The following is a 22,814-nucleotide window of genomic DNA, read 5'->3' as shown; positions in this document are numbered from 1 at the left end:
TTATCGAGCATCGGACGACGCGTGCCTCACCATTGCTGCCTGAGACCTTGCAGCGGATGAAACGCCCACTCATAGAGTCGCCGCGTCTCGCGCATGACATCGGCGTCCAGTTGCATGCCGGCGCGTAACACCAATTTCTGATTGCCGGCATGGACTGACCGGGCATCCAGACTGACTTTGACGAGGTAAAGCGGTGCCTGTGTTCCCTTGCCGCCCTCATAGGGATCGATATCGGCGATATCGGCATGCGGGAGCGCGGCCCACGAGACAGACGTCACGGTGCCGGGAAATTGGCCGAACTTCTGATGCGCGAATGCGCGATAGCGAAGGCGGACCGGATCACCCGCCTGCATAAAACCGACAGCGTCGCTCGTCACGTAAAGGTGGGCTTCGAGTGGCGAGTCTGTCGGCACGATCGACATCAGCGGCGTCGCAGAGGAGACCGTTTGACCAATTTCCGACACCACCGCTGTCGCGATACCGCCAGTGGGGGCAGTCACGGAGAACTCTCGCTGCCCTTCGCTCTCGGCCAGTTCTTGCTTCAGTAGCGCAAGCTCGCGTGTGCGCTGCGCGAACTCGACCCGCTGTGCGTGGGGCAGCGAATCAAGCCGCTGCCGGTCGACGCTCAACATCCGGGTCATGACGATCCGCTCGCGTTGGAGAGACTGAAACTGCGCACGTTGTTCGAGATACGCTGCGCGCTTTTCCTGACTTTGCTCACGAGAGACGTAGGACTGGGCAAGCAGGCGTTCATACCGATGCGCATTGGCACTGGCGAGCGTCACTCGCTCGCGTTGGCTCTGAATCAGGCCATCAAGCTTTGCCAGCTCCTCGGAACGGGCGGCGATCGTTTGCCGCTGCGCCGCCTGCGCCATCGAATGCATACGTGTCATGTCGGCCACCTCATCTTGCAGAGACACGACGCGCGCCTCGATTCGCTGAGCCACCTGTGAGCGGACCGCCTCCCCTGCCCCGGTTCGACGCTCGGCGGAAAGCACAAAGAGAACCTCCCCTTTATTGACGTGCTGCCCTTCCACGATATGTCGCTTGATGACAACGCCGGCACTCGGCGCATAGACCTTTGCAAACCCCACAGAAGGCACCAAGCGGCCAGCAACCGTCGCACGTTGCGTGTACGTTCCCCAAGCCAAAAACATGACGGTCACCATGGCCAAAACCGCCGAGCCGACGGCGGCAATCCGAAGAGACAGCGGTGGTAACAACAACACTTCGCCAAGCCATTGCGGCCGATCTGCCGCCAGCGCTGCATCGCGAAACATGGACGCCCCGGGAAATGTCGATGTTGCAGTGCGACTAGCGACTATCGACAGTCGTCTCAGTCGATCACGCCACGCGCCGCAACACCTTCGAGAAAGACGAAGCGATGGCGATCGTCGTCGTGGAACAGAATGCGGTCCTTGAGGATGTCCATGCCGATCGCCCCCAGACTCACGATGCCTTTGTCGCGGAGAACCAACGCGGGCGCTACCGGATGGCGCATCACTGTCTCGCCGTTGATCGTCAGATCTACCAGCCTTGCACGCTCATCACTCGCGATGGCGTTCCCCAGCAAATCAATGCTCATGGGGAGCCGCAGACCGGGGGGCGAGTGTTCAATCACGCGTCCCAGCAGCGTCGTACCGGAAGCCCCGGAATCAACGACGACAGGAACCCGCACCCCCATCACGCCAATCGGAATCGCCATCACGCGATGCGGGTTTGGTAATGCACGCCCGGCAGACATGACAAATTTCCCACTGGCCTCGGGATCGAACCGCTCGCTCACGAAGAAGCAGTCATGTTTGAAGTCGATGACCGAGACCTTCTCTTGCGCAAGGTATTGCGGGCTGATGATCCCGGAAAAGCCGTCTGCCATCAGCGGCGTTTCGTCGATCACATAAAACGACTCCGTCACCCGTCTGCCCTGCGCATCGATCATCTCAAGAACGGTACGTTGGGCTAACGTGGATGACGCAATCGCATGGAGGGTTTCGCTTCCATCAACGCCCCCCGAGGTTTCATCGGTAGCGCGAGAACCATCAGACCTCACAACACGATCACCCCCCAGCAATCGCGTGTCCCAGATCACATGCACATTGGAGCCGGTATCCAGCAACATCTTCACGGGTCGGCCGCGCGTCGTGAGTGTGATGTATGGGTCCGACTTCTTGACGTCGTCGCTATATCGAATCGCCGATTCCAGCATCGGTTGCACATTCGGCCACGGCGCGCTGCATGTGCCAGCATTCGCATCGTTCGCAAATGGCCACAGACATGAAAGTGCGAGCGCCCCGTGACGGAAAATCCGAGGCAGAAATGAACTGACCAACAACTTGCCTTGCATTTAATGCGTCTCCACAAGATTTCTCGAAATGTCCCGAATGGGTACGCCTCGTAACGCGAGATACTCGGCACCTTTTTCGTAGGTCGCCTTAAGGCAATCGCAATACACGGTGTGTTGGTCGGCTACGCCGGACTTGCAGCGATGGAGCGCCGTGTCCGAGCGAGTGGCGATCTCGCAGATGTCTCGCCAGACACAAACACGGCAGACGCTGGCCACCGAATGCCGCGCCAGCAACGCGCTGATCGTGCCGTGCCACGCGAGAAACTCGGCGAACGTGACATCCGCGACGTTCATACCCGCGTAGAAAATCTCGGGGATCACATTGCGCAGCGTGTCGTCGTGCCCGATGTCACCCGCGCTTGATAACGTGAAGACCGTGCTGTGGGTGAGTTCGTCATGGATCACCGCCTTGCGCGGGCCGTCAGCAAGAATCGCGTCCAGCACGCGATCAAAAGACCGGATGCGAACGGTGCCTCGCTCGTCGTCCATCCAGCACTGAAACAGCGCCTTGCTGAACTGCGTCAGCGCCGCCACATTCGCCGGGTCAATCGAGTCGTGCGTTTCATCCGGAAACAGAAACTGCAACTGTGTGATGCCGAGCGAACGGGTCAGCGTGTCGTAGACCTGCTGCGCATCGAATTTCGGATTCATCACGCAGATCGCACCGAGTCCGGGAATTCGCTTCGCTTCCACGGCTTGCCGAAGCAGTGCGATCTTTTCCACCGTTCTGTCGAAGGTGCCCTCGCCGTTTTTGTCGACGCGATTCTCATCGTGATAAATCTTCGGTCCATCGATGCTGACGCCCACATAGATATCCAGACGTGAGAACAGGTCCAGCCACGTTTCGTCGACTAGCAACGCGTTGGTCTGCACGGTGAATTGCACGGCCTCGGCTTCGGCAAGCCCGTCGCGCAAGATGGTCACGATCTCCTCGAAGCGCTCAGGCTTCAGCATCAACGGCTCGCCGCCGTGAAGATCGATCTGAAATGTGGTGTCTTTGAGATTCGGCGCCGACGACGTGAGGAATCGGACGAAATCCCTTGCCGTCTTGGCCGACAGATAAGGCGGGTTGTCTTCGTAATCCTTGTTTTCCTTGTTGAAGAAATAGCAGTACGTGCAGTTGATGTTGCACCGCTCGGACATCTTGAGAATCACTTCGACATACTGTTTCACGGCGTGTCTCCTCCCGCTGCAAGCGGGCGGCAGTCTGAAGCACGACCGTCGCCCGCTCGATTCGCTGCTCGACCGTGCGTTACATCGCACGGCTCCACGTGGCGTTCACAAACGCGTTGCCGCGACCGGCCCCCGAGATCTGGTCAAGTTCGCTCTGCGGAATTTCTTTTATCGAACCGTCGTCCTTAGCGGCGTTCTGCTTTTCGGTCAGTTGCGCGATGAGTGCTTGCTTCGTCATGGAGACATCTCCTGATAGCCCGCGAGAAAAATCGTCCCGTTGGCTGCGGGCCGCCAACGAGACGTGATGCGAGGGAGACTGGAGAGACAGCAGGGGGGCGTCAGTCAGGCAGACATGTTGACCGGATGACGCAGCGCTTGATATCGGAGAATTCCGAAAGTTGTTGTGCGATGACGCGCGTCAGGTAACAAGGTACGTGACGCGAAGCTTTTGGAAGGGGGAAAAGCAGGTGCGAAGCGGGTACGAAGCGTGCGCGTTACCGCGCTCAGAGCGAGGTCTCGACGCCAAACCGCTCACGGTACGCAGCGGGCGTAACCCCGTACTGACGCACGAACGCGCGCCGCAGGTTTTGCTCGTCACCGAAACCCACACGCGACGCGATGCGTTTGAGCGGTGCTTCAGAGTCGAGCAGCGCAAAGCGCGCCGCTTCGAGACGCATGCGCTCCACAGCTTTCGCCGGTGTTGTGCCGGTCTTGGCGAGATAGCTGCGGGCGAACGTGCGCGGGCTCATGTTCGCCTGCTCGGCGAGACGCATCACCGACAAGTCGCCGTCCAGACGATCGGCCATCCAGCCATGCAGGTCCCCGAACGGTGCCCCCGCTGCGAACTGCTCCTGCAACGGCGGGCTGAACTGCGACTGGCCACCCGCACGTTTGAGAAACACCACGAGACGTCGCGCCGCCTGCAAGGCGACATCCACACCGAGATCGTCTTCCACCAGTGCCAGCCCCAAATCGATGCCAGCGGTGATGCCTGCCGACGTCCATACGGGGTCTTCGCGCACGTAGATCGGGTCTGACTCCACTCGCGCTTTGGGATAGCACGTCTGCAACATGGCCGTGTCGAGCCAGTGCGTGGTGGCGCGGCGTCCGTCGAGCAACCCGGCGGCGCCGAGAATGAACGCCCCCACGCAGACGGAACACACACGACGTACGCGTGGTGCGTAATCACGCAACCAGTCACCCACCACATCCGGCACCGCAGGCCGATGCATCACCGCGCCACCCACTGCAATCAACGTATCCACTTCCATCGCCGCCAGCGAGTGCATCGGCTCGGTGTGCAGCGTGATCCCCGAGCCCGTCTCCACCGGCCCGCCGTGCGCCGACACGACGACCGTGCGATATGGCGCCGGCTGCCCAAGCTCCGTCGCGTTACGGATCACCGCGTGAAACGCATCGAGCGGACCGGCAAGATCCAGCAGCACGAACGGCGGCACGATGAGGAAGGCGACGAGGCGAGGTTCGGTCATGAGTTAGCGAATAACAAATAGCGAATCACAAATCACAGTTCGGGAGCGGTGTCCGGTTCAGTGTTCATTCAGCGACGCAAACCACGCGCACCCGAGCATCAAGCCGTCGCCGCCACGGTCCGGCGTCGCGCATCGACGGCGTACCAGAGCGTCGCAAGCGCTGCGATGGCGAGCAACGGGAACGTCGCCTGATTGATCGTGGCCCACCCGAAGCGCGCCAGCAGTTGCCCGGCAAACAGGCTCGCGAGCGCTGTACCAGCAAACGTGATGAATTCATTGGCCGCCTGCGCACGCGCCCGCTCGGCCGGGCGATAGGACAACGTCAGCAACGTCGTGCCCCCCACGAACATGAAGTTCCAGCCCACACCGAGGAACGCCAGTGCGGCGTAGAAATACGGCAGGCTCGTCGACATCAGCGCCAGCACGCCGCACAGCGCGCTCATGCCGATACCGATGAACAGCACCGGCACCACGCCCCATCGTTTGACCAGATGCCCGGAGAAGAACGACGGCGCGTACATCCCCACCAAATGCCACTCGATGATGTGCGCCCCATCGTCGATGCTGTGTCCGCACGCGACCGCCGCAATCGGCGTGGCCGTCATCACGAACATCATCACCATGAAGCCGATCAGGTTGTTGGCGAGCGCCGCCATGTAGATCGGCTGGCGCATGATCTCGCCGAGTCCGCGCGCGGGCAATGCCGCGGCATCCCCTGCGGTACCGGTCGCCACATGGACGGGCAAGTCGCGCAAAAAACCCAGTAGCAGCAACAACGAGATGCCCGACAACAACGTGACGACGAGGTAAGACCCCGCGAAGGTCACGGGCGCCAGCCAGTCCTTGCTACCGGCAGCGAGTGCCGGGCCGATCACGGCAGCGATCACACCGCCGGTCAGCACGATAGAGATGGCCCGCGGCTTGTCTTCGACGGGCACGACGTCGGCCGCTGCCAGCCGGTAGTAACGGGCGAATGCCTGAAACACGCCCACGCAGGCCGTCCCTGCGCAGAACATGGCGAAGTGCTGTTGGTAGATCGCCATCACCGACACCAGACCGCCCACCGTGCCGAATGCCGCCCCCAACGCGAAACCGAAGCGCTGCCCGATACGTTGAATCAGCATCGAGGCGAAGATCGTCGTAATGGCCGAGGCCACCGTAATCAGCGAGAACGGCAGCGTGGCGTAGCCCTTGTCGGACGCCAGCACGTAGCCGACCAGCCCGGTGAGGGTGAGATCGACGGATAGCGCCGCCGTATAGAGCGCCTGACACGCCGCCAGCACGGCGGCATAGCGACGCCCCAGTTGGCGGGCGCGGCGTGCAGCGGGCTCGCTGCTTTGATCAGGATCGGACGGTGGCGCGGTGCGCCCGGCAACGGCATCGGTCATAGGAGTGTCGCTATGTCTTGGCGGGATAAGGAGACTTCGGGAGACTTCGGGGAACGTCGGAAGTCGTCATCTTGCCGTCGGCCGATTTGGCACGAATGCCAATCATGCATCAAAAAATGCCACACCATGGCAGACAGCATTGACTGTCCCGCCTCGAACACGCCGCCGCCCTGCATGAGCAGTTGACCCGATGCGGCAATCCACCCAGCCACACATCCGCCCCCCCTTCCGCGCCAATTCAGTGCGCACCAAGTCAGCGCGTACTCGCACCAACGTGCTTCCCTCCTGAGGCTGACCATCAGCCGAAAGACGGATACCCCATCCGGAAAGTCCGCCCTTTTGCGTCGCCCCGAAACTTGGATGCAAGTTTGAATACCGGCGTGAATTCAGGGGTTGGCGCACGCGCCGAGGCGTCCAATACGGCAAGCGCACGGCCATGACCACAGTGAATACGCGTCGCTGGCACGGCCCTTGCGTTAGTCCCCTGGTACCGGATCCACCGGTCTAACCAGGAAAGGGGAAGACGTATCATGAAACGACGCACGCTACTCCAGATGGCGGCCCTCTCGGGCGCCGCTTCGCTCACCGGCATGGCGCCCAACTTGTTCGCGCAGAGCAAGCAGCCCATCAAGGTCGGCATCCTGCACTCGCTCTCGGGCACGATGGCCATCTCGGAGACGTCGCTCAAGGATGTCGCGCTCATGACCATTGCCGACATCAACGCCAAGGGCGGCGTGATGGGCCGCCCGCTCGAAGCCGTGGTGGTCGATCCGGCCTCGAACTGGCCGCTCTTCGCGGAAAAGGCCCGCCAGTTGCTCACGAAGGACAAAGTCTCCGCCGTGTTCGGCTGCTGGACGTCGGTCTCGCGCAAGTCGGTGCTCCCGGTCTTCGAAGAACTCAACGGGTTGCTCTATTACCCGGTGCAGTACGAAGGCGAAGAGATGTCGAAGAACGTCTTCTACACGGGTGCCGCGCCGAATCAGCAGGCCATCCCCGCCGTGGAATACGTCATGAGCAAGGAAGGCGGCGGCGCCAAGCGCTTCTTCCTGCTCGGCACCGACTACGTCTACCCCCGCACGACGAACAAGATCCTGCGCGCCTTCCTGCATTCGAAGGGCGTGGACGACAAAGACATTCAAGAGGTCTACACGCCGTTCGGTCACAGCGACTATCAGACCATCGTCGCGAACATCAAACAGTTTGCCCAAGGCGGCAAGACCACGGTCATCTCGACCATCAACGGCGACTCGAACGTGCCGTTCTACAAGGAACTCGGCAATCAAGGCCTGAAGGCCACTGACGTACCGGTCGTCGCCTTCTCGGTGGGTGAAGAAGAGCTGCGCGGCATCGATACCAAGCCGCTCGTGGGTCATCTGGCCGCGTGGAATTACTTCATGACGGTGAAGAACCCGACCAACGACGCGTTCAAGAAGGAATGGTTTGCCTACGTCAAGGCGAAGGGCCTGCCGGGCGGCGACAAGCGCGTGACCAACGACCCGATGGAAGCCACCTTCGTGGGTATGCACATGTGGAAGCAGGCGGTCGAGAAGGCCGGCAGCGTCGATGTGGACAAGGTCCGCACGGCCATGATCGGCCAGACCTTCAAGTCGCCCGACGGCTTCGACATGGCGATGGACGGCAACCACCATCTGCACAAGCCCGTGATGATCGGCGAAATCCGTCCGGACGGTCAGTTCAACGTGGTGTGGAAGACCAAAGCACCGATTCGCGCCCAGCCGTGGAGCCCGTTCATCGCGGGGAACGAAGGCAAGCCCGATAAGGTTTGACCCCGGTTTGAACCCGGCCTGAGCCCGGTCTGACCCCGGTCCGATGCCACCGATGTTTTGCCGTCGCCGTGTGCCGCCCTGACCGGCCGGCACGCGGCGCAAATTCCTCGCGCTGACCAGCGGTCAACAGCGGCCAACGCTTTGACCGTGGCCAGCGCACGGAGACGTCTCGATGATAACGATAAGACGCTGGACCGCTGCCACCCTTGTCCTGCTATCACTGGGTGCTGCGCTGATGACACCGATGGCCGCGCGTGCGGCTGTCACCGATGCCGATGTTGCCGCACTCGCAGGCGACGACTTCGACGCCAAGGCGCAGGCCATCGACCACCTCGCCGCAGACGCCTCGCCGCAAGCCGTTGCCTTGCTCAAGGCACTGGCCGACGACACGGCCGTGACCGTCGGCGACACGAACCCGCGCATTGCCATTCAAGACGGCGACAAGTACGTCGACCCGATCACGGGCGCGGCCGTCAAAGCCGACGATGCCCAGTCGCTCACGCTCAACAATGTGCTGCGCGCCAAAGTCGGCACAGCGGCGGCGGCCAGTGCCCTCCTCTCCGCCGACCACGATGCTCGCGCGCAGGCCATCGACACGATGTTGCAGAACCCGTCGCCCGCATTCAAGACATTGATCGAGCAGGCGCGCCAGAAGGAATCCGACCCGGTCCTGAAGAAACGGCTCGACCAGCTCTGGGCACAATCGGCACTGCACGATGCGTCGCCGGCCAAACGCCGTGAAGCCATCGACCTGATCGCCTCGGCAGGCGATCCGCAGATGCGCGACCTGCTGCTGCCCATCGTGGCAAAACAACCCGACGGCAGCTATGCAGAACCCGACGCCAACGTGCGCAGCGCCGCCGACATCGCCCTCACGCAACTCGCCGCTGCCCAGCGCCGCAGCGAGTTCTTCGGCACAATCTTCGCCGGGCTGTCGTTAGGCAGCGTGCTGTTACTCGCCGCGCTGGGACTTGCCATCACCTACGGTCTGATCGGCGTCATCAACATGGCGCACGGCGAATTTCTGATGGTCGGCGCGTATGCCACCTACGTCGTGCAGACGCTGTTCCATCGCTTTGCACCCGGCGCGTTCGACTTCTACCTCGTGGCCGCCGTGCCCGCTGCGTTTTTCGTAGCAGCGGCCCTCGGCTTCGTGCTTGAGCGCACCGTCATCAAACACTTGTACGGCCGCCCGCTCGAGACGCTGCTCACCACGTTCGGTATCAGCCTGTTGCTGATTCAGGCGGTGCGCACGCTCTTTGGCGCGCAAAACGTCGAAGTGGTGAACCCCACGTGGATGAGCGGTGGCATCGCCGTGCTGCCGAACCTGATCCTGCCGTACAACCGCATCGTGATTCTCGTGTTCGCACTGGTCGTCGTGGCACTCACGTGGGCCGTGCTCAACCTCACACGTCTGGGTCTGTTCATTCGCGCCGTCACGCAAAACCGGTCGATGGCCGCCTGCGTCGGCGTGAAGACGGGGCGCGTCGACAGCTATGCCTTCGCGTTCGGTGCGGGCATTGCGGGGCTGGGCGGCTGCGCTCTCTCGCAGATCGGCAACGTTGGCCCCGACCTCGGACAGAGCTACATCATCGACTCGTTCATGGCGGTGGTGCTGGGTGGCGTGGGTCAACTCGCGGGCACGATCGTCGGTGCGTTCGGTCTGGGCGTTGCCAACAAGGTGCTCGAACCGATGTGGGGTGCCGTGCTCGCGAAGATCGCCGTGCTGATTCTGATCGTGCTGTTCATCCAGAAACGCCCGCAGGGCATGTTCGCGCTCAAAGGGCGCAGCGCGGAGGCCTGAATGCAGACACCCAACTTTCTGCCTCCCGGCATCACGCCGTCGATCTCGCTCGACGTGCCGTCCCGCGCACGGCTGCTGCCAAAACATGTGGCGCCGGTGCTGTTCGCCTTCGTGCTCGCCGTGCTGATTCTCGTGCCGGTGTGTGCGCTAGTGCTGCCGCCAGCGCATCCGCTGCATTTGTCGGCGTACGCCATGACGCTGGTCGGCAAGATCATGTGCTACGCCATCGCCGCGCTAGCACTCGACCTCGTGTGGGGTTACTGCGGCATTCTGAGCCTCGGTCACGGCCTGTTCTTCGCGCTTGGCGGCTATGCGATGGGCATGTATCTGATGCGCTCCATCGGCCGCGACGGCGTATATCACAGCAACTTGCCCGACTTCATGGTGTTTCTCGATTGGAAGGAACTGCCGTGGTACTGGACGGGCACCGAGCACTTCGCTTGGGCGATGTTTCTCGTCGTGGCACTGCCCGGCGCGGTCGCATGGATCTTCGGTTATCTGGCGTTTCGCTCGCGGGTGAAGGGCGTGTATCTGTCGATCATCACGCAGGCCCTCACGTTCGCGGCAATGCTGCTCTTTTATCGCAACGAAACCGGCTTCGGCGGCAATAACGGCTTCACCGACTTCAAGCGCATTCTCGGCTACTCGGTAACGTCGGCCAACACGCGCACGGTGCTGTTCCTTATCACGTTCGCCGTGCTGGTCGGTGCCTTGCTGCTGTGCCGTGCGCTGGTCGTCTCGAAGTTCGGCCGCGTGGTGACCGCCATTCGCGACGGCGAGTCGCGGGCGATGTTTCTCGGCTATCGGCCGCTAGGCTACAAGCTCTTCGTCTGGACACTCTCGGCCATGCTGTGCGGTATCGCGGGCGCGCTGTACGTGCCGCAGGTCGGCATCATCAACCCCAACGAGATGGCCCCGGTGAACTCCATCGAAATGGCTATCTGGGTCGCCATCGGCGGACGTGGCTCGCTCATCGGCGCCATCGTCGGCGCGTTTCTCGTGAATGGCGCCAAGAGCTACTTCACGGCGTACTTCGCCGAGTACTGGCTGTTCTTCCTCGGCGCCATGTTCGTGCTCGTGCCGCTGTTGTTGCCGCAGGGCGTGATCGGGCTCGTGACACAGCTCTCGCGCAAGCGCAGCCCGCAGGCCCAGCACGCCCCGGCCCATGCCGAAGGCGACGCCCCGCACCCCGCCACCGGAGACCGCGCATGATCCCCGCCATCGATGCCGGCCAAGTCGCCGAAGCGCCCCACGAGACATCGGTCAGTGGTGACACCACGGGCATGTCGCACTTCGTGGTGCCGGGCGAGATCGACACGTCGCACGGGCTGATTCTCTATCTCGAAAACATCTCCGTGTCGTTCGATGGTTTTCGTGCGCTCAACGACCTGTCGCTGGCGATTCACACCGACGAACTGCGCTGCATCATCGGCCCGAACGGCGCTGGCAAGACGACGATGATGGATGTCATCACCGGCAAGACGCGCCCCAGCGCCGGCCGCGCATTTCTCGGTCAGACGCTCGACCTCACGCGACTCGATGAGCCCGCCATCGCCGAGGCCGGCGTAGGGCGCAAGTTTCAAAAGCCGACGGTGTTCGAGCAGCACAGTGTCTGGGAAAACCTCGAACTCGCTTACGCGGGCGAGAAAGGCGACAAGCGCTGGTTCCGTGCGCTGTGGGCCTCGCTCACGCCCGCAATCCGCCGCCGTATCGAAGAAGTGCTCGCATTGACGCATCTCGAACATCAGGCGCATGTGCAGGCCGGGCAGTTGTCGCACGGACAGAAGCAGCGGTTGGAGATTGGCATGTTGCTCATGCAGCAGCCGCAGTTGCTCCTGCTCGACGAGCCCGCTGCCGGCATGACCGACGAAGAGACCGCGCAACTCGCCGACTTGCTCAACCGGCTGCGCGGGCACTGCTCGATGATGGTGGTCGAGCACGATATGGCGTTCGTCGCCGCACTCTCCGGTGACAGTGGACTCGTGACGGTGATGGCCGAGGGCCGTGTGCTTGCGGAAGGCACGCTCGACGTCGTGCAGCGCGACGAGCGCGTGATCGAATCGTATCTGGGACGCTGACCATGCTCGAAATTCACGCACTCAATCAGTACTACAGCGGCAGCCACATCCTGCGCAACGTGGAGTTCACCGTGCCCGACGCGCAACTCACCGTACTGCTGGGCCGTAACGGTGTCGGCAAAACGACGCTGCTCAAATGCCTCATGGGTGTGGTGCCGGTGAAGTCGGGCAGCATCGCATGGCGTGGCAAGACCCTCACCTCGGCACCGCCCTTCGCGCGCGTGGCCACTGGCCTCGCTTACGTGCCACAGGGCCGCGAAATTTTCCCGCGCCTGACGGTTGAAGAGAACCTGCTGATCGGTGCGGCAAGCAAGCCCGCTCGCGAGGCCAAGCGCGGCATTCCGAGTCATATCTACGATCTGTTTCCGGTGCTGCGCGACATGAAGCAGCGACGCGGCGGCGATCTGTCGGGCGGTCAGCAACAGCAACTCGCCATCGGGCGGGCGCTCATGAGCGACCCGCAACTGCTGATTCTCGATGAACCGACCGAAGGCATTCAGCCGTCGATTATCAAGGACATCGGCGCAACGCTGCGCCGGCTGGTGGACGAGCGCGGCATGACGGTGTTGCTCGTCGAGCAGTATTACGACTTCGCCCTCGCGCTCGCCGATCACTATCGCGTGATGAGCCGGGGCGCCATCGTGGCCAGCGGTCTCGGCAAAGACATGGAAGCCGATGGCGTACGGCATATGGTGGCGGTCTGATCTTCGCGATACCGCTGTACTGCATTCTGCGCAAGCGCTCGCCGCCCGGCCCTGCCGATGACGGCGCTGCGCCGTGCTAGATTTCGGGCAATCCGAATCGCCTGATGCTCATGAACACCCCGAACCCATCCATCCCCGGCTGGCATGCCGCGCTCTCGCTCGGCTTCGCACGCACGGGCGAGCGCACCGTGCTCGCGACACGCCGTCATCAGGGCCCGCTCGTCGTGCAGAAATCGCTGCATCCCGAAGGCCCGGGCATTTGCCACGCCGTGATTGTGCATCCCCCCGGGGGTATCGCGGGCGGCGACAGTCTCGACATCGACGTCCGGCTTGAGGATCGCGCGCATGCTGTGCTGACCACGCCCGGTGCGACGAAGTGGTACAAGTCGCAAGGCCGCGTTGGCACGCAGGACATCGCGCTCACGCTCGGCGCGGGCGCAAAACTCGACTGGCTGCCGCTTGAGAACATCGTGTTCGAACAGGCCGATGCGAAGCAGAACATCCGCGTGCGTCTTGGCGAGAACGCCACTGTCATCGGTTGGGACGCGACGCTGCTCGGCCGTCAGGCAGCAGGCGAACAATGGACGCAAGGCCAGTGGCGCGCGACGTTCGAACTACGCGACGCGCAAGATCGCCTGCTCTGGGCCGAGCAGGCCGTACTCGGTGCCGACGATGCGCAACGCACGGGCGTGACCGGTCTCGCGGGCTTCCCGGTGTTCGCGACGCTATGGGCGGTTGGCCCGGCGTGCACACGCGAATTCGCCGAAACGCTCGCCGCAGACTTGCCGTTTCAGGATGATTTGCGCGCGGGGGTGACCTGCCTGCCGGGCAACGTGCTGGTATTGCGCGTGCTGGGTCACGACATGGAAACCGTGCGTCAGTTGATGATCCGGCACTGGCTGGCATTACGCCCGATCGTGCATGGCGTACCCGCCGAACCGCTGCGTCTTTGGGCAACCTGACCCCGGCACCAAAACGGTGACACCCTCCTGCGCGACACCGCGCTGACGCACCAATTCAGGGCGTTATCGGTGGCGCATGGCCCGACGCGGCGCGTTCCCGACACGGCAATGCGCGCGTGGATCCGGTCGGCAGCACCGTCGCACGGTCTTTCTCTGCCTCAGGCACGATTCCTGCTACCTCACTGTATCGACCGGTCAGACCAGATGATCCGGCCGCCGGGACGCTCCTGTCGCCGGATCGCTCGCCCCCGATACACCGAACCGAGGTTGCCGCTATGCTGCCGTTCACCCGTACTGCCGTCCCGCACCATGCCGTCGTTGCTACCGTTGGCGCGCGCGCTCGCGCCCGCCGTGTCTTCACCGCACTAATGCTCTCGATGAGCGCCATCGCCGCGCTCGCTGTCGCCATGCCGCGCGCGGCCCATGCCGACGGCTTGGACGACATCACCAAGCGCGGGACGCTGCGTGTCGCCGTGCCCGCCGACTTCCCGCCGTTCGGCTCGATCGGCCCGGACATGAAGCCGGTCGGTTATGACATCGACACCGCCGCGCTGCTCGCCAAGGGCATGGGCGTGAAGCTCGAACTCGTGCCGGTGACCAGCGCCAACCGCGTGCCGTACCTCACCACGAACAAAGCCGATCTGGTGATCTCCAGCCTCGGCAAGAACGCCGATCGCGAGAAAGTCATCGACTTCTCGGAAGCCTATGCCCCGTTTTACAACGGCGTGTTCGGTCCGAAAGACATCGCCGTTGCCAAGCCCGCCGATCTCTCGGGCAAGACCATCGGCGTGACGCGTGGCGCGGTGGAAGACCTTGAACTCTCCAAGGTCGCGCCGCCCGATGTGACCATCAAGCGCTTCGAAGACAACAACGGCACGATCTCGGCATTCCTGTCGGGTCAGGTGCAACTGGTGGCCACCGGCAACGTGGTCGCCGCCGCCATTCTCGCCAAGCACCCGCCGAAGCTGCCGGAACCGAAGTTCCTCATCAAGAACTCGCCCTGCTTTGTCGGCCTGAACAAGAACGAGCCGCGCCTGCTCGCGAAGGTCAACGACATCCTGACGGCCTCGAAGAAGGACGGCTCGCTGGGCAAGATCTCGCAGAAGTGGCTCGGCGCCCCGCTGCCTGCCGACCTGTAAAACGGGTCTGCCCCTCCGATGCACTACGTTCTCGATTTTGCCGATCTGCGGCAATACCTGATGCTGTTCGTAAAAGGCGCCGCGCTGACGGTGGCGCTCACTGCTGTGTCTACGGTAGTGGGTGTCGTCATCGGCGCGCTGTGCGCCGTCGCGCGCGAGGAGGGCTCGCGCTGGGCCAAGGCCATCGCCGGGCTCTACGTCGAGCTGATTCGCAACACGCCCTTCATCGTGCAGCTCTTCTTCATCTTCTTCGGGCTGCCGAGTCTGGGCATTCATATTGACGAGACCACGGCGGCCGTCATCGCCATGAGCGTGAACCTCGGCGCCTACGCGACCGAGATCATTCGTGCGGGTATGCGCGCGGTGCCACGCGGGCTGTCGGAAGCCGGGCAATCGCTGGCGATGACGCGCGCGCAGATTCTGCGTCACGTGATTCTTCCGCAGGCATTTGCGAAGGTGTTCCCTGCACTCGCCAGTCAGATCGTCATCGTCATGCTGGGCTCCGCAGTGGTATCGCAAATCTCGGTGCCCGATCTCTCTTACGCGGCCAACTTCGTCCAGTCGCGCACGTTCCGCGCATTTGAAAGCTATCTGATCGTCACGGGCGTGTATCTCGTGCTGGCCATCGCGCTTCGCCGTGTGCTGATGCGCTGCGCACGGCGTCTGTTTCGCGGCACGGTCAAAGGGGGTGCGCGATGATGGAATTCACCCTCTGGGACATGTTGCGCGGCCTGCTGATGGCCGGGCGCTGGACCCTCGCGCTCTCGGCGATCGCCTTCGTCTGCGGCGGGCTCGTGGCGCTCGTGCTGCTGGTCATTCGCGTGGGCCGCGTGCAATGGGCGGCACGTGCCGTCGCGCTGTATATCGAAGTGTTTCAAGGCACGCCGCTGCTCATGCAGTTGTTTCTGGTCTTCTTCGGTCTGCCGTTGCTGGGTCTGGAAGTCTCGCCGTGGGTTGCCGCAGCCGTGTGTCTCACGCTGTACACCAGCGCCTATCTCACGGAGATCTGGCGGGGTTGCGTCGATGCGATTCCGCACGGGCAGTGGGAGGCTTCGTCGAGCCTCGCCATGCGTTACGGCGAGCAGTTGCGTCACGTGATTCTGCCGCAGGCGCTGCGCATCGCCATCGCGCCGACGGTCGGCTTCTCGGTGCAGGTGGTCAAGAGCACGGCGCTCGCCTCGATCATCGGTTTCGATGAGTTGACCAAGACCGGCACCATGCTCACCAATGCGACCTTCCAGCCGTTCACCGTCTATGGGCTGGTCGCTCTGTTCTACTTCGCTGCCTGCTATCCGCTGTCGTTATGGGCGCGTCATCTCGAAAGGAAACTCCATGTCGCTCATTGAAGTCAGGGGCATGCAAAAGCGCTTCGGCGAAAACCCCGTGCTGAGGGGGATCGACATGAGCGTCGAGCGCGGTCAGGTCGTGTCGATCATCGGCAAGAGCGGCTCGGGAAAAAGCACGCTGCTGCGCACGCTTAACGGTCTGGAGAACTTCGACGCCGGCAGCGTAGCGGTCGACGGCGTGCTCGTCGGCGCACGCGACACCGATCTGCGCGCCCTGCGCCTGAAGGTCGGCATGGTGTTCCAGCAGTACAACCTGTTCCCGCATCTGTCGGCTGGCGAGAACGTGATGCTCGCGCAAAAGGTCGTGAAGAAGACCGCGTCCGGCGATGCCCGTGAAGTCGCCCGCGCCATGCTCGCCAAGGTCGGGCTCGCCGACAAGTTCGACAGCTATCCGTCGCAACTCTCGGGCGGTCAGCAGCAGCGCGTGGCGATTGCGCGTTCGCTCGCCATGTCGCCCGCAGTGCTGCTGTGCGATGAAATTACGTCGGCGCTCGACCCAGAGCTGGTCGCCGAAGTGCTGAAGGTGCTGGAAGATCTGGCGGCAGAAGGCATGACGCTGATTCTGGTCACGCACGAGATGCGCTTTGCGCGCCACGTGTCGGATCGGGTGGTGTTCATGCATCAGGGCAAGATCTGGGAATCGGGCGAACCCGAGGCGCTGTTCACCCGCCCGACGACGCCGGAATTGCAGCGTTTTATCTGCCAATAACGTCTCAGTGGAAAGGCGCTGCCGATGGGTCATTCGCACGATTTTGGTGCGCCCTCTAATCGTGTCAAAGAGCAGTGGCGCGGCGTGATCGCCGTGCTTATGATGAGCAGCTACAGCGCGCCTCAGGGCCTGTCCACCCTAATTGCTTCGCATTGAAATTCACCTGTCACGATGAAGCTCACTCCTCGCGAAAAAGACAAGTTGCTCATCTTCACCGCCGCCTTGCTCGCCGAACGCCGGCGCGCACGCGGCCTGAAGCTGAACTATCCGGAGGCCGTGGCCTTCATCAGCGCAGCGCTCATGGAAGGCGCGCGCGATGGCAAAACGGTTGCCGAACTCATGCACTACGGCACGACCTTGCTCACGCGCGATGACGTGATGGACGGCGTGCCCGAAATGATTCCCGACATTCAGGTCGAAGCCACGTTTCCCGACGGCACGAAACTCGTGACCGTGCATCACCCGATTCCGTAACTCATCAATTCTCGTCAGTAGACGTCAATAACAACACCCGAAGGACGCACCATGTCACGCGATCACTCGTTCACCGTATCCGGTCCCTCATCGACTCGCCGCTGGTCACGCGCGGTTGCCGGTCTCGCCCTGCTCGCCGCGTCGGGTGCTGCGCTCGCGCATCCGGGCCACCCGGGGCATGACGCCGCCAGCAGCTTTGTCGCGGGCTTCGTCCATCCGCTCACCGGTGCCGACCACCTGTGCGCCATGATCGTCGTCGGCCTGTGGAGCGCGCTCACCTCCCGCCGCGTCTGGCTGGCACCCATCGCGTTCGTCGCGATGCTTGCTGTCGGCGGCTTGCTCGGCATGTCGCATTGGTTTGCGTTGCCGGGCGTTGAGCCGATGATCGCCGTCTCGCTGCTGGTGCTCGGGCTGATGCTCGCCACACGCACGAAGTTGCCGGGCTGGGCCGGGGCTGCCGTGGTTGGTGCGTTCGCTATCTTCCACGGTTTCGCGCACGGTGCCGAGTTGCCGGATGAAGCCAGTGCCATGCATTACATGGCCGGCTTCCTGCTCGCCACGGGCGGGCTGCATTGCATCGGCATCGCGGCGGGTGTCGCGCTGCGTGAGCGCACGGTGTGGGTGCCGCGCCTGCTGGGCGCGGGCGTGCTGGCGTACGGCGTGTCATTGCTGGCCGTCGCGGCCTGAGCGCGGACGTAGCCCCCTTGAGGAGACACGCATGATTCCCGGAGAGCTGCTAACCGCTGCTGGCGAGATCGAACTGAACGTGGGACGCCCCACGATCAGCGTGACGGTCGCCAACACCGGTGACCGGCCGATTCAGATCGGCTCGCATTTCCATTTCTATGAAGTCAACGACGCGCTGCAATTCGACCGAGAAGCTGCGCGCGGATTTCGTCTGAACATTGCCGCCGGGACTGCCGTGCGGTTCGAGCCGGGTCAGCAACGCACGGTCGAGTTGGTTGCGCTGGCGGGCGATCGGCGCGTATTCGGCTTTGCCGGGCGTGTCATGGGGGCCTTATGAAGATTTCACGCCGCGCTTATGCGGAGATGTTCGGCCCGACCACCGGTGACCGGCTGCGGTTGGCCGATACGGAACTCATCATTGAGATCGAGCGCGATTACACGATCTATGGCGAAGAGGTGAAGTTCGGCGGCGGCAAGGTCATTCGCGACGGCATGGGCCAGTCGCAACGCACGCGCGCCGACGTGGTGGACACCGTCATTACCAATGCCGTGATCATCGATCACTGGGGCATCGTCAAAGCCGACATCGGGCTGAAAGACGGCCGCATCTGGGGCATCGGCAAGGCCGGCAATCCGGATATTCAGCCGGGCGTGACGATTCCGCTGGGCGCCGCCACCGAAGTCATCGCGGGCGAAGGCATGATCGTCACGGCGGGCGGTATCGATTCGCACATCCACTTCATTTGTCCGCAACAGATCGAAGAGGCGCTGTCGTCGGGCGTGACGACGTTGCTGGGCGGCGGCACCGGCCCGGCCACTGGCACCAATGCCACGACGTGCACACCCGGACCGTGGCACATCGAGCGCATGTTGCAGGCGGCGGACGGCTGGCCGATCAACCTCGGCTTTCTCGGCAAGGGCAACGTGAGTCAGCCCGAGCCGCTCACCGAGCAGATCGAAGCCGGCGCCATCGGGTTGAAGCTGCACGAGGACTGGGGCTCGACCCCGGCGGCCATCGACGCGTGCCTGTCGGTCGCCGACGCCACCGATACGCAGGTCGCCATTCACACCGACACGCTTAACGAAGGCGGTTTTGTCGAAGCGACGGTCGCGGCGATCAAGGGCCGCACGATTCACACGTATCACACCGAAGGTGCTGGCGGTGGACACGCGCCTGACATTCTCAAGGTCTGCGGCGAGCCGAATGTGCTGCCGTCGTCGACCAACCCGACGCGGCCTTACACCATCAACACGCTCGACGAGCATCTCGACATGTTGATGGTGTGCCATCACCTCGACCCCGCGATTGCCGAGGATATTGCCTTCGCCGAGTCGCGCATCCGTCGCGAGACGATTGCCGCCGAAGACATCCTGCATGACTTGGGCGCGTTGTCGATGATCTCCTCGGATTCACAAGCCATGGGGCGCGTGGGTGAAGTGGTGTTGCGCACATGGCAGACGGCACACAAGATGAAGGTGCAGCGCGGCGCGCTAGGCACCGACTCGGCGCAAGCGGACAATTTCCGCGTGAAGCGTTATGTGGCGAAGTACACGATCAACCCCGCCATCACGCACGGCATGGCGCATGAAATTGGGTCGGTCGAAGTGGGTAAATGGGCGGATCTGGTGCTGTGGGAACCGGCGTTTTTCGGCGTGAAGCCGTCGCTGATTCTCAAAGGCGGCATGATCACGTCAGCGCTGATGGGCGACCCGAATGCGTCGATCCCGACACCGCAGCCCGTGCACTATCGCGAGATGTTCGGGGCGCGCGCCGGGGCGATGGCGCGCACCTCGCTGACGTTCGTGTCGCAAGCGGCGTACGATGGCGACGTGGCGGGCCGTTACGGTCTGTCCAAGCGCATCGTGCCGGTGCGCAATATCCGGCAGGTGACCAAAGCCAACATGATCAACAACGACTGGCTGCCGCAGATCAGCGTCGACCCCGAGACCTATCAGGTCATCGCCGACGGGCAACTGCTGACGTGCGAGCCGGCGACCGTGCTGCCGATGGCGCAACGTTATTTCCTTTTCTAGACCATGTCGCAAGCCTCCGATTCAGCGCCCGATTCAGCACCCGACTCCGCGCCCGATTCTTCCTCTCATCTTCACGCTGACGACGAGGCGGATGCTGTGTCGTCTTCGCCGTCCTCATCGTCTTCTTCGGCGACGCTGCGTCGCGTCGAGAAGCGCTTCGAAGCCGGTCGCATCGCGGCACCGCTCGCACGTCGTGCACCTGCGCTGGTGCTGCCCTTCGATGCACGCGGCAAAAGCCGTCTGCGTGCCACGTTGGAAACCGGTGAAGAAGTCGCGGTGTTCCTGCCGCGCGGCACGGTGCTGCGCGGTGGCGATGTGCTGGTCGCGGACGATGGTGGATTGATTCGCGTAGAGGCCGCGCCGGAAACGGTGTTGCTGGTGACGGCATCGACGCCGCTCGCGCTCACCCGGGCAGCGTATCACCTCGGCAATCGTCATACGCCGGTCGAAGTTGGCGACGGGTATCTCAAGCTCGAATCCGATCCGGTGCTGCGCGATATGCTGCTGCGACTGGATGTCGACGTGGCCGAAGCGCTGATGCCCTTCGAGCCGGAAGCCGGTGCCTACGGCGGCGGCCACAAACACGGCCACGACGCGACGTTCGCGGAAGACTATGCGCTCGCGCAGCAGGTTTTCCATGAGCACCATGGACATTCGCATGACCATGGGCACTCGCATTCCCATTCGCATGACCACGATCACGATCATGAGCATGGTCATGCGCACGTTCACGGCCCGGATTGCGATCACGGGCACTCGCACGGGCATGTGCATACCGCCGAATGTGGTCATGATCATGGGCACGTTCACGGTCCCGACTGCGGGCATGACCATGCCCATCATGGCCACACGCACGCGCCTGCACATGTTCACGGCCCTGACTGCGGCCACGATCACGCGCATTCGTCTTCCAGCGAAAGCGATGCGTCTGTGAATCCCACTGCTTCTCCTTCGAGCGCCCCCGATGACGGCAAGTCTGGCCAGTCCTCTCACTGAGCCCGTTGCGGCGGCGTCGCTGCAATCGCTTGCGGCGCTGCTCCACCTTGCGTCGCCCGCGTTGCCCATCGGGGCGTTCAGCTATTCGCAAGGGCTCGAAGCCGCTGTCGAGCACGGCATCATCGTCGATGCTCCCGGGGCAGAACGCTGGATCGCCAGTCAACTCGACGGGGTGTTCACCACGGGTGAGCTGGCACTGCTCGCGAGACAATGGCGTCACTGGCAAGCGAATGACTTCACCGCACTGATCCGTGTGAACGACTGGCTGCTGGCGACGAGAGAGGCTGCCGAGCTTCGCGCCGAAACCGAACAAATGGGCTGGTCGCTCACGCAATTGGCGATGTCGCTCGAGTGGGGCACGGCCGCGCAACGTGAGCAACTGGCGTCGATTCGCCCGATCGCGTTACCGACGGCATTTGCGTTCGCCGCGCTCACGCATGGCGCGCCGCTTGCGGACATGCTCGTCGCCTACGCATTCAGTTGGCTGGAAAATCAGGTGGCGGGTGCACTCAAAGCGGTGCCGTTGGGGCAACTCGCTGCGCAGCGCGTGATCGTGGCACTGCGGCCGCGCATCATCGACGCTGCGCACCGCGCCGCGACATTGCCCGACGACCGAATCAATACGTTTTCTCCGGCGCTCGCGATTCTGGCGTCGCGCCACGAGACGCAGTACTCAAGGCTGTTCCGTTCGTGAGGTGTGCGTGTGCTTCGCGCGCTCGCCGCTTCACTCCCCCAATTCGACCCTCATCACTCTGTGCCACTCACGACACTCCTTATGACGACATCTGCCAACGCCCGTCGTACCAAGAAGAATCCGCCGCTGCGTGTCGGTATCGGCGGCCCGGTCGGCTCCGGCAAAACCACGCTGACGGAGATGCTCTGCAAAGCCATGCGGGACCGTTACGATCTCGTGGTCATCACCAACGATATCTACACGAAGGAAGATCAGCGCCTGCTGACTGTCGCCGGCGCCCTTGAACCCGAGCGCATTCTGGGCGTGGAAACGGGGGGTTGCCCGCACACGGCGATTCGCGAAGACGCCTCGATCAATCTTGAAGCGGTCGAGCGCATGCTGGAGCGCTTTCCCGATGCCGATGTCGTGTTCATCGAATCGGGCGGCGACAATCTCGCGGCTACGTTCAGCCCCGAGTTATCCGATCTGACGATCTACGTGATCGATGTGGCCGGTGGCGAGAAGATTCCGCGCAAGGGTGGCCCCGGCATCACTAAATCCGATCTGCTGATCATCAACAAGACCGATCTCGCGCCCTACGTCGGCGCGTCGCTCGACATCATGCGCGCCGACACGCAGAAAATGCGCGGCATGCGCCCCTTCGTCATGGGCAACATGAAGGAAGGCAAGGGCCTTCAGGAAATCATCCAGTTTATTGAGGCGCGAGGGATGCTGGCTTGAGGGGATGCGAGGGCCACCGGCCGAATGGAAGGGTCAATCGTGGTACGAATGGACCTTGGGAGGCCAAGGGCGACCGACGTTATGTAGTGCGATGATGGTGACTGCGTTCTCTCCTAGTCGATAAACCAATCGGTAATGTCTGTGAGCGACTAGCTCACGTGTGTTTCTCAGCTCGCCCAAGCGACCTATCGATGGAAAAGCACGCAAGTTTTTCATTGCGTGCTTTATCCGTTCTTCAAAATGTACCGCGGCTCTCAGACTTAGGTTTGCCAGCGTATTTCTCAT

Annotated in this window: 23 protein-coding genes and 1 pseudogene; 17 read left to right on the top strand and 7 right to left on the bottom strand. The window is 62.8% G+C overall.

Translation table 11 applies throughout. The annotated features are described in order from the left end of the window. Window positions 1-26: 26 nt before the first annotated feature. The 6 genes from AT302_RS01470 to AT302_RS01450 form a co-directional block, all read right to left on the bottom strand. On the bottom strand, window positions 27-1,280 hold the full coding sequence (locus AT302_RS01470; RefSeq protein WP_058376891.1) for an HlyD family secretion protein: 1,254 nt from the start codon (window positions 1,278-1,280) through the stop codon (window positions 27-29). A gap of 56 nt (window positions 1,281-1,336) precedes the next feature. Further along, window positions 1,337-2,344 carry a hypothetical protein gene (locus AT302_RS01465; protein ID WP_058376890.1) on the bottom strand — a complete coding sequence of 336 codons (1,008 nt, stop codon included), beginning with the start codon at window positions 2,342-2,344 and terminating at the stop codon, window positions 1,337-1,339. Then, window positions 2,345-3,517, bottom strand: coding sequence for a radical SAM protein (locus AT302_RS01460; protein WP_058376889.1), 1,173 nt, complete (start codon window positions 3,515-3,517; stop codon window positions 2,345-2,347). It lies immediately after the preceding gene. A gap of 79 nt (window positions 3,518-3,596) precedes the next feature. Then, window positions 3,597-3,755: a hypothetical protein gene (locus AT302_RS27470; protein ID WP_157125652.1), complete on the bottom strand. Its 159-nt coding sequence runs from the start codon at window positions 3,753-3,755 to the stop codon at window positions 3,597-3,599. Window positions 3,756-4,020: 265 nt separating this feature from the next. Continuing rightward, window positions 4,021-5,007, bottom strand: a complete 987-nt coding sequence (locus AT302_RS01455) for a GlxA family transcriptional regulator (RefSeq protein ID WP_058376888.1) — start codon at window positions 5,005-5,007, stop codon at window positions 4,021-4,023. 98 nt (window positions 5,008-5,105) lie between these two features. Then, window positions 5,106-6,395 carry an MFS transporter gene (locus AT302_RS01450; protein ID WP_058376887.1) on the bottom strand — a complete coding sequence of 430 codons (1,290 nt, stop codon included), beginning with the start codon at window positions 6,393-6,395 and terminating at the stop codon, window positions 5,106-5,108. A 590-nt stretch (window positions 6,396-6,985) separates the two neighbouring features. On the opposite strand from AT302_RS01450, the gene urtA reads away from it, so the two are divergent. The 17 genes and pseudogenes from urtA (at window position 6,986) to ureG (ending at window position 22,529) form a co-directional block, all read left to right on the top strand. Continuing rightward, window positions 6,986-8,182, top strand: coding sequence for an urea ABC transporter substrate-binding protein (urtA, locus tag AT302_RS01445; protein WP_407668839.1), 1,197 nt, complete (start codon window positions 6,986-6,988; stop codon window positions 8,180-8,182). Between the two features lie 172 nt (window positions 8,183-8,354). Continuing rightward, on the top strand, window positions 8,355-9,986 hold the full coding sequence (urtB, locus tag AT302_RS01440; RefSeq protein ID WP_084655968.1) for an urea ABC transporter permease subunit UrtB: 1,632 nt from the start codon (window positions 8,355-8,357) through the stop codon (window positions 9,984-9,986). Further along, on the top strand, window positions 9,987-11,198 hold the full coding sequence (gene urtC, locus AT302_RS01435; protein WP_058376884.1) for an urea ABC transporter permease subunit UrtC: 1,212 nt from the start codon (window positions 9,987-9,989) through the stop codon (window positions 11,196-11,198). Then, on the top strand, window positions 11,195-12,064 hold the full coding sequence (gene urtD / locus AT302_RS01430) for an urea ABC transporter ATP-binding protein UrtD (RefSeq protein ID WP_058376883.1): 870 nt from the start codon (window positions 11,195-11,197) through the stop codon (window positions 12,062-12,064). The genes urtC and urtD overlap by 4 nt, the downstream gene beginning before the upstream one ends. Before the next feature lie 2 nt (window positions 12,065-12,066). Beyond that, the gene (gene urtE / locus AT302_RS01425) at window positions 12,067-12,768 is read left to right on the top strand and encodes an urea ABC transporter ATP-binding subunit UrtE (protein ID WP_058376882.1); all 702 of its coding nucleotides are present in this window, start codon (window positions 12,067-12,069) and stop codon (window positions 12,766-12,768) included. Between the two features lie 104 nt (window positions 12,769-12,872). Beyond that, window positions 12,873-13,730 (top strand): urease accessory protein UreD, encoded by an 858-nt coding sequence (locus AT302_RS01420; protein WP_058376881.1) that lies wholly within the window; start codon window positions 12,873-12,875, stop codon window positions 13,728-13,730. A gap of 368 nt (window positions 13,731-14,098) precedes the next feature. After that, window positions 14,099-14,869 (top strand): transporter substrate-binding domain-containing protein, encoded by a 771-nt coding sequence (locus AT302_RS01415; protein WP_058380020.1) that lies wholly within the window; start codon window positions 14,099-14,101, stop codon window positions 14,867-14,869. A gap of 18 nt (window positions 14,870-14,887) precedes the next feature. After that, window positions 14,888-15,568 carry an amino acid ABC transporter permease gene (locus AT302_RS01410; RefSeq protein WP_058376880.1) on the top strand — a complete coding sequence of 227 codons (681 nt, stop codon included), beginning with the start codon at window positions 14,888-14,890 and terminating at the stop codon, window positions 15,566-15,568. Then, window positions 15,565-16,215, top strand: a complete 651-nt coding sequence (locus AT302_RS01405) for an amino acid ABC transporter permease (protein ID WP_058376879.1) — start codon at window positions 15,565-15,567, stop codon at window positions 16,213-16,215. The genes AT302_RS01410 and AT302_RS01405 overlap by 4 nt, the downstream gene beginning before the upstream one ends. Next, window positions 16,202-16,924, top strand: a complete 723-nt coding sequence (locus AT302_RS01400; RefSeq protein WP_058376878.1) for an amino acid ABC transporter ATP-binding protein — start codon at window positions 16,202-16,204, stop codon at window positions 16,922-16,924. The genes AT302_RS01405 and AT302_RS01400 overlap by 14 nt, the downstream gene beginning before the upstream one ends. Window positions 16,925-17,095: 171 nt before the next feature. Then, complete coding sequence (locus tag AT302_RS01395) at window positions 17,096-17,398, top strand: urease subunit gamma (protein ID WP_058376877.1); 303 nt, start codon at window positions 17,096-17,098, stop codon at window positions 17,396-17,398. A gap of 51 nt (window positions 17,399-17,449) precedes the next feature. Then, a complete protein-coding gene (locus tag AT302_RS01390) occupies window positions 17,450-18,085 on the top strand; it encodes a HupE/UreJ family protein (protein ID WP_058376876.1) in 636 nt (211 codons plus the stop codon). 31 nt (window positions 18,086-18,116) lie between these two features. Next, window positions 18,117-18,422, top strand: a complete 306-nt coding sequence (locus AT302_RS01385) for an urease subunit beta (protein WP_058376875.1) — start codon at window positions 18,117-18,119, stop codon at window positions 18,420-18,422. Beyond that, a complete protein-coding gene (gene ureC, locus AT302_RS01380; RefSeq protein ID WP_058376874.1) occupies window positions 18,419-20,119 on the top strand; it encodes an urease subunit alpha in 1,701 nt (566 codons plus the stop codon). The genes AT302_RS01385 and ureC overlap by 4 nt, the downstream gene beginning before the upstream one ends. Window positions 20,120-20,254: 135 nt before the next feature. After that, a pseudogene (gene ureE / locus AT302_RS27995) lies at window positions 20,255-20,887 on the top strand (urease accessory protein UreE); the annotation flags it as partial. Between the two features lie 196 nt (window positions 20,888-21,083). Beyond that, a complete protein-coding gene (locus tag AT302_RS01365; protein ID WP_058376871.1) occupies window positions 21,084-21,809 on the top strand; it encodes an urease accessory protein UreF in 726 nt (241 codons plus the stop codon). 81 nt (window positions 21,810-21,890) lie between these two features. After that, the gene (ureG, locus tag AT302_RS01360; protein ID WP_058376870.1) at window positions 21,891-22,529 is read left to right on the top strand and encodes an urease accessory protein UreG; all 639 of its coding nucleotides are present in this window, start codon (window positions 21,891-21,893) and stop codon (window positions 22,527-22,529) included. A gap of 33 nt (window positions 22,530-22,562) precedes the next feature. Here the strand turns inward: ureG and AT302_RS28390 are convergent, their stop codons facing one another. Then, window positions 22,563-22,814 (bottom strand): type II toxin-antitoxin system RelE/ParE family toxin, encoded by a 252-nt coding sequence (locus tag AT302_RS28390; protein ID WP_084655967.1) that lies wholly within the window; start codon window positions 22,812-22,814, stop codon window positions 22,563-22,565.

It is taken from the genome of Pandoraea norimbergensis, assembly GCF_001465545.3.
Lineage (GTDB): Bacteria > Pseudomonadota > Gammaproteobacteria > Burkholderiales > Burkholderiaceae > Pandoraea > Pandoraea norimbergensis.
This window is presented reverse-complemented; position numbering and strand designations above follow the sequence as displayed.

Excerpts from the sequence above, each read along its gene's own strand:
- urtC (WP_058376884.1), top strand. The coding sequence starts at position 9,987 with ATGCAGACACCCAACTTTCTGCCTCCCGGCATCACGCCGTCGATCTCG.
- AT302_RS01420 (WP_058376881.1), top strand. The coding sequence starts at position 12,873 with ATGCTCATGAACACCCCGAACCCATCCATCCCCGGCTGGCATGCCGCG.
- urtA (WP_407668839.1), top strand. The coding sequence starts at position 6,986 with ATGGCGCCCAACTTGTTCGCGCAGAGCAAGCAGCCCATCAAGGTCGGC.
- AT302_RS27470 (WP_157125652.1), bottom strand. The coding sequence starts at position 3,755 with ATGACGAAGCAAGCACTCATCGCGCAACTGACCGAAAAGCAGAACGCC.
- AT302_RS01465 (WP_058376890.1), bottom strand. The coding sequence starts at position 2,344 with ATGCAAGGCAAGTTGTTGGTCAGTTCATTTCTGCCTCGGATTTTCCGT.
- AT302_RS01415 (WP_058380020.1), top strand. The coding sequence starts at position 14,099 with ATGCTCTCGATGAGCGCCATCGCCGCGCTCGCTGTCGCCATGCCGCGC.
- urtD (WP_058376883.1), top strand. The coding sequence starts at position 11,195 with ATGATCCCCGCCATCGATGCCGGCCAAGTCGCCGAAGCGCCCCACGAG.
- AT302_RS01450 (WP_058376887.1), bottom strand. The coding sequence starts at position 6,395 with ATGACCGATGCCGTTGCCGGGCGCACCGCGCCACCGTCCGATCCTGAT.
- AT302_RS01395 (WP_058376877.1), top strand. The coding sequence starts at position 17,096 with ATGAAGCTCACTCCTCGCGAAAAAGACAAGTTGCTCATCTTCACCGCC.
- AT302_RS01390 (WP_058376876.1), top strand. The coding sequence starts at position 17,450 with ATGTCACGCGATCACTCGTTCACCGTATCCGGTCCCTCATCGACTCGC.
- AT302_RS01470 (WP_058376891.1), bottom strand. The coding sequence starts at position 1,280 with ATGTTTCGCGATGCAGCGCTGGCGGCAGATCGGCCGCAATGGCTTGGC.
- AT302_RS01400 (WP_058376878.1), top strand. The coding sequence starts at position 16,202 with ATGTCGCTCATTGAAGTCAGGGGCATGCAAAAGCGCTTCGGCGAAAAC.
- AT302_RS28390 (WP_084655967.1), bottom strand. The coding sequence starts at position 22,814 with ATGAGAAATACGCTGGCAAACCTAAGTCTGAGAGCCGCGGTACATTTT.
- AT302_RS01385 (WP_058376875.1), top strand. The coding sequence starts at position 18,117 with ATGATTCCCGGAGAGCTGCTAACCGCTGCTGGCGAGATCGAACTGAAC.
- urtB (WP_084655968.1), top strand. The coding sequence starts at position 8,355 with ATGATAACGATAAGACGCTGGACCGCTGCCACCCTTGTCCTGCTATCA.
- AT302_RS01455 (WP_058376888.1), bottom strand. The coding sequence starts at position 5,007 with ATGACCGAACCTCGCCTCGTCGCCTTCCTCATCGTGCCGCCGTTCGTG.
- AT302_RS01410 (WP_058376880.1), top strand. The coding sequence starts at position 14,888 with ATGCACTACGTTCTCGATTTTGCCGATCTGCGGCAATACCTGATGCTG.
- AT302_RS01405 (WP_058376879.1), top strand. The coding sequence starts at position 15,565 with ATGATGGAATTCACCCTCTGGGACATGTTGCGCGGCCTGCTGATGGCC.
- urtE (WP_058376882.1), top strand. The coding sequence starts at position 12,067 with ATGCTCGAAATTCACGCACTCAATCAGTACTACAGCGGCAGCCACATC.
- ureC (WP_058376874.1), top strand. The coding sequence starts at position 18,419 with ATGAAGATTTCACGCCGCGCTTATGCGGAGATGTTCGGCCCGACCACC.
- AT302_RS01365 (WP_058376871.1), top strand. The coding sequence starts at position 21,084 with ATGACGGCAAGTCTGGCCAGTCCTCTCACTGAGCCCGTTGCGGCGGCG.
- ureG (WP_058376870.1), top strand. The coding sequence starts at position 21,891 with ATGACGACATCTGCCAACGCCCGTCGTACCAAGAAGAATCCGCCGCTG.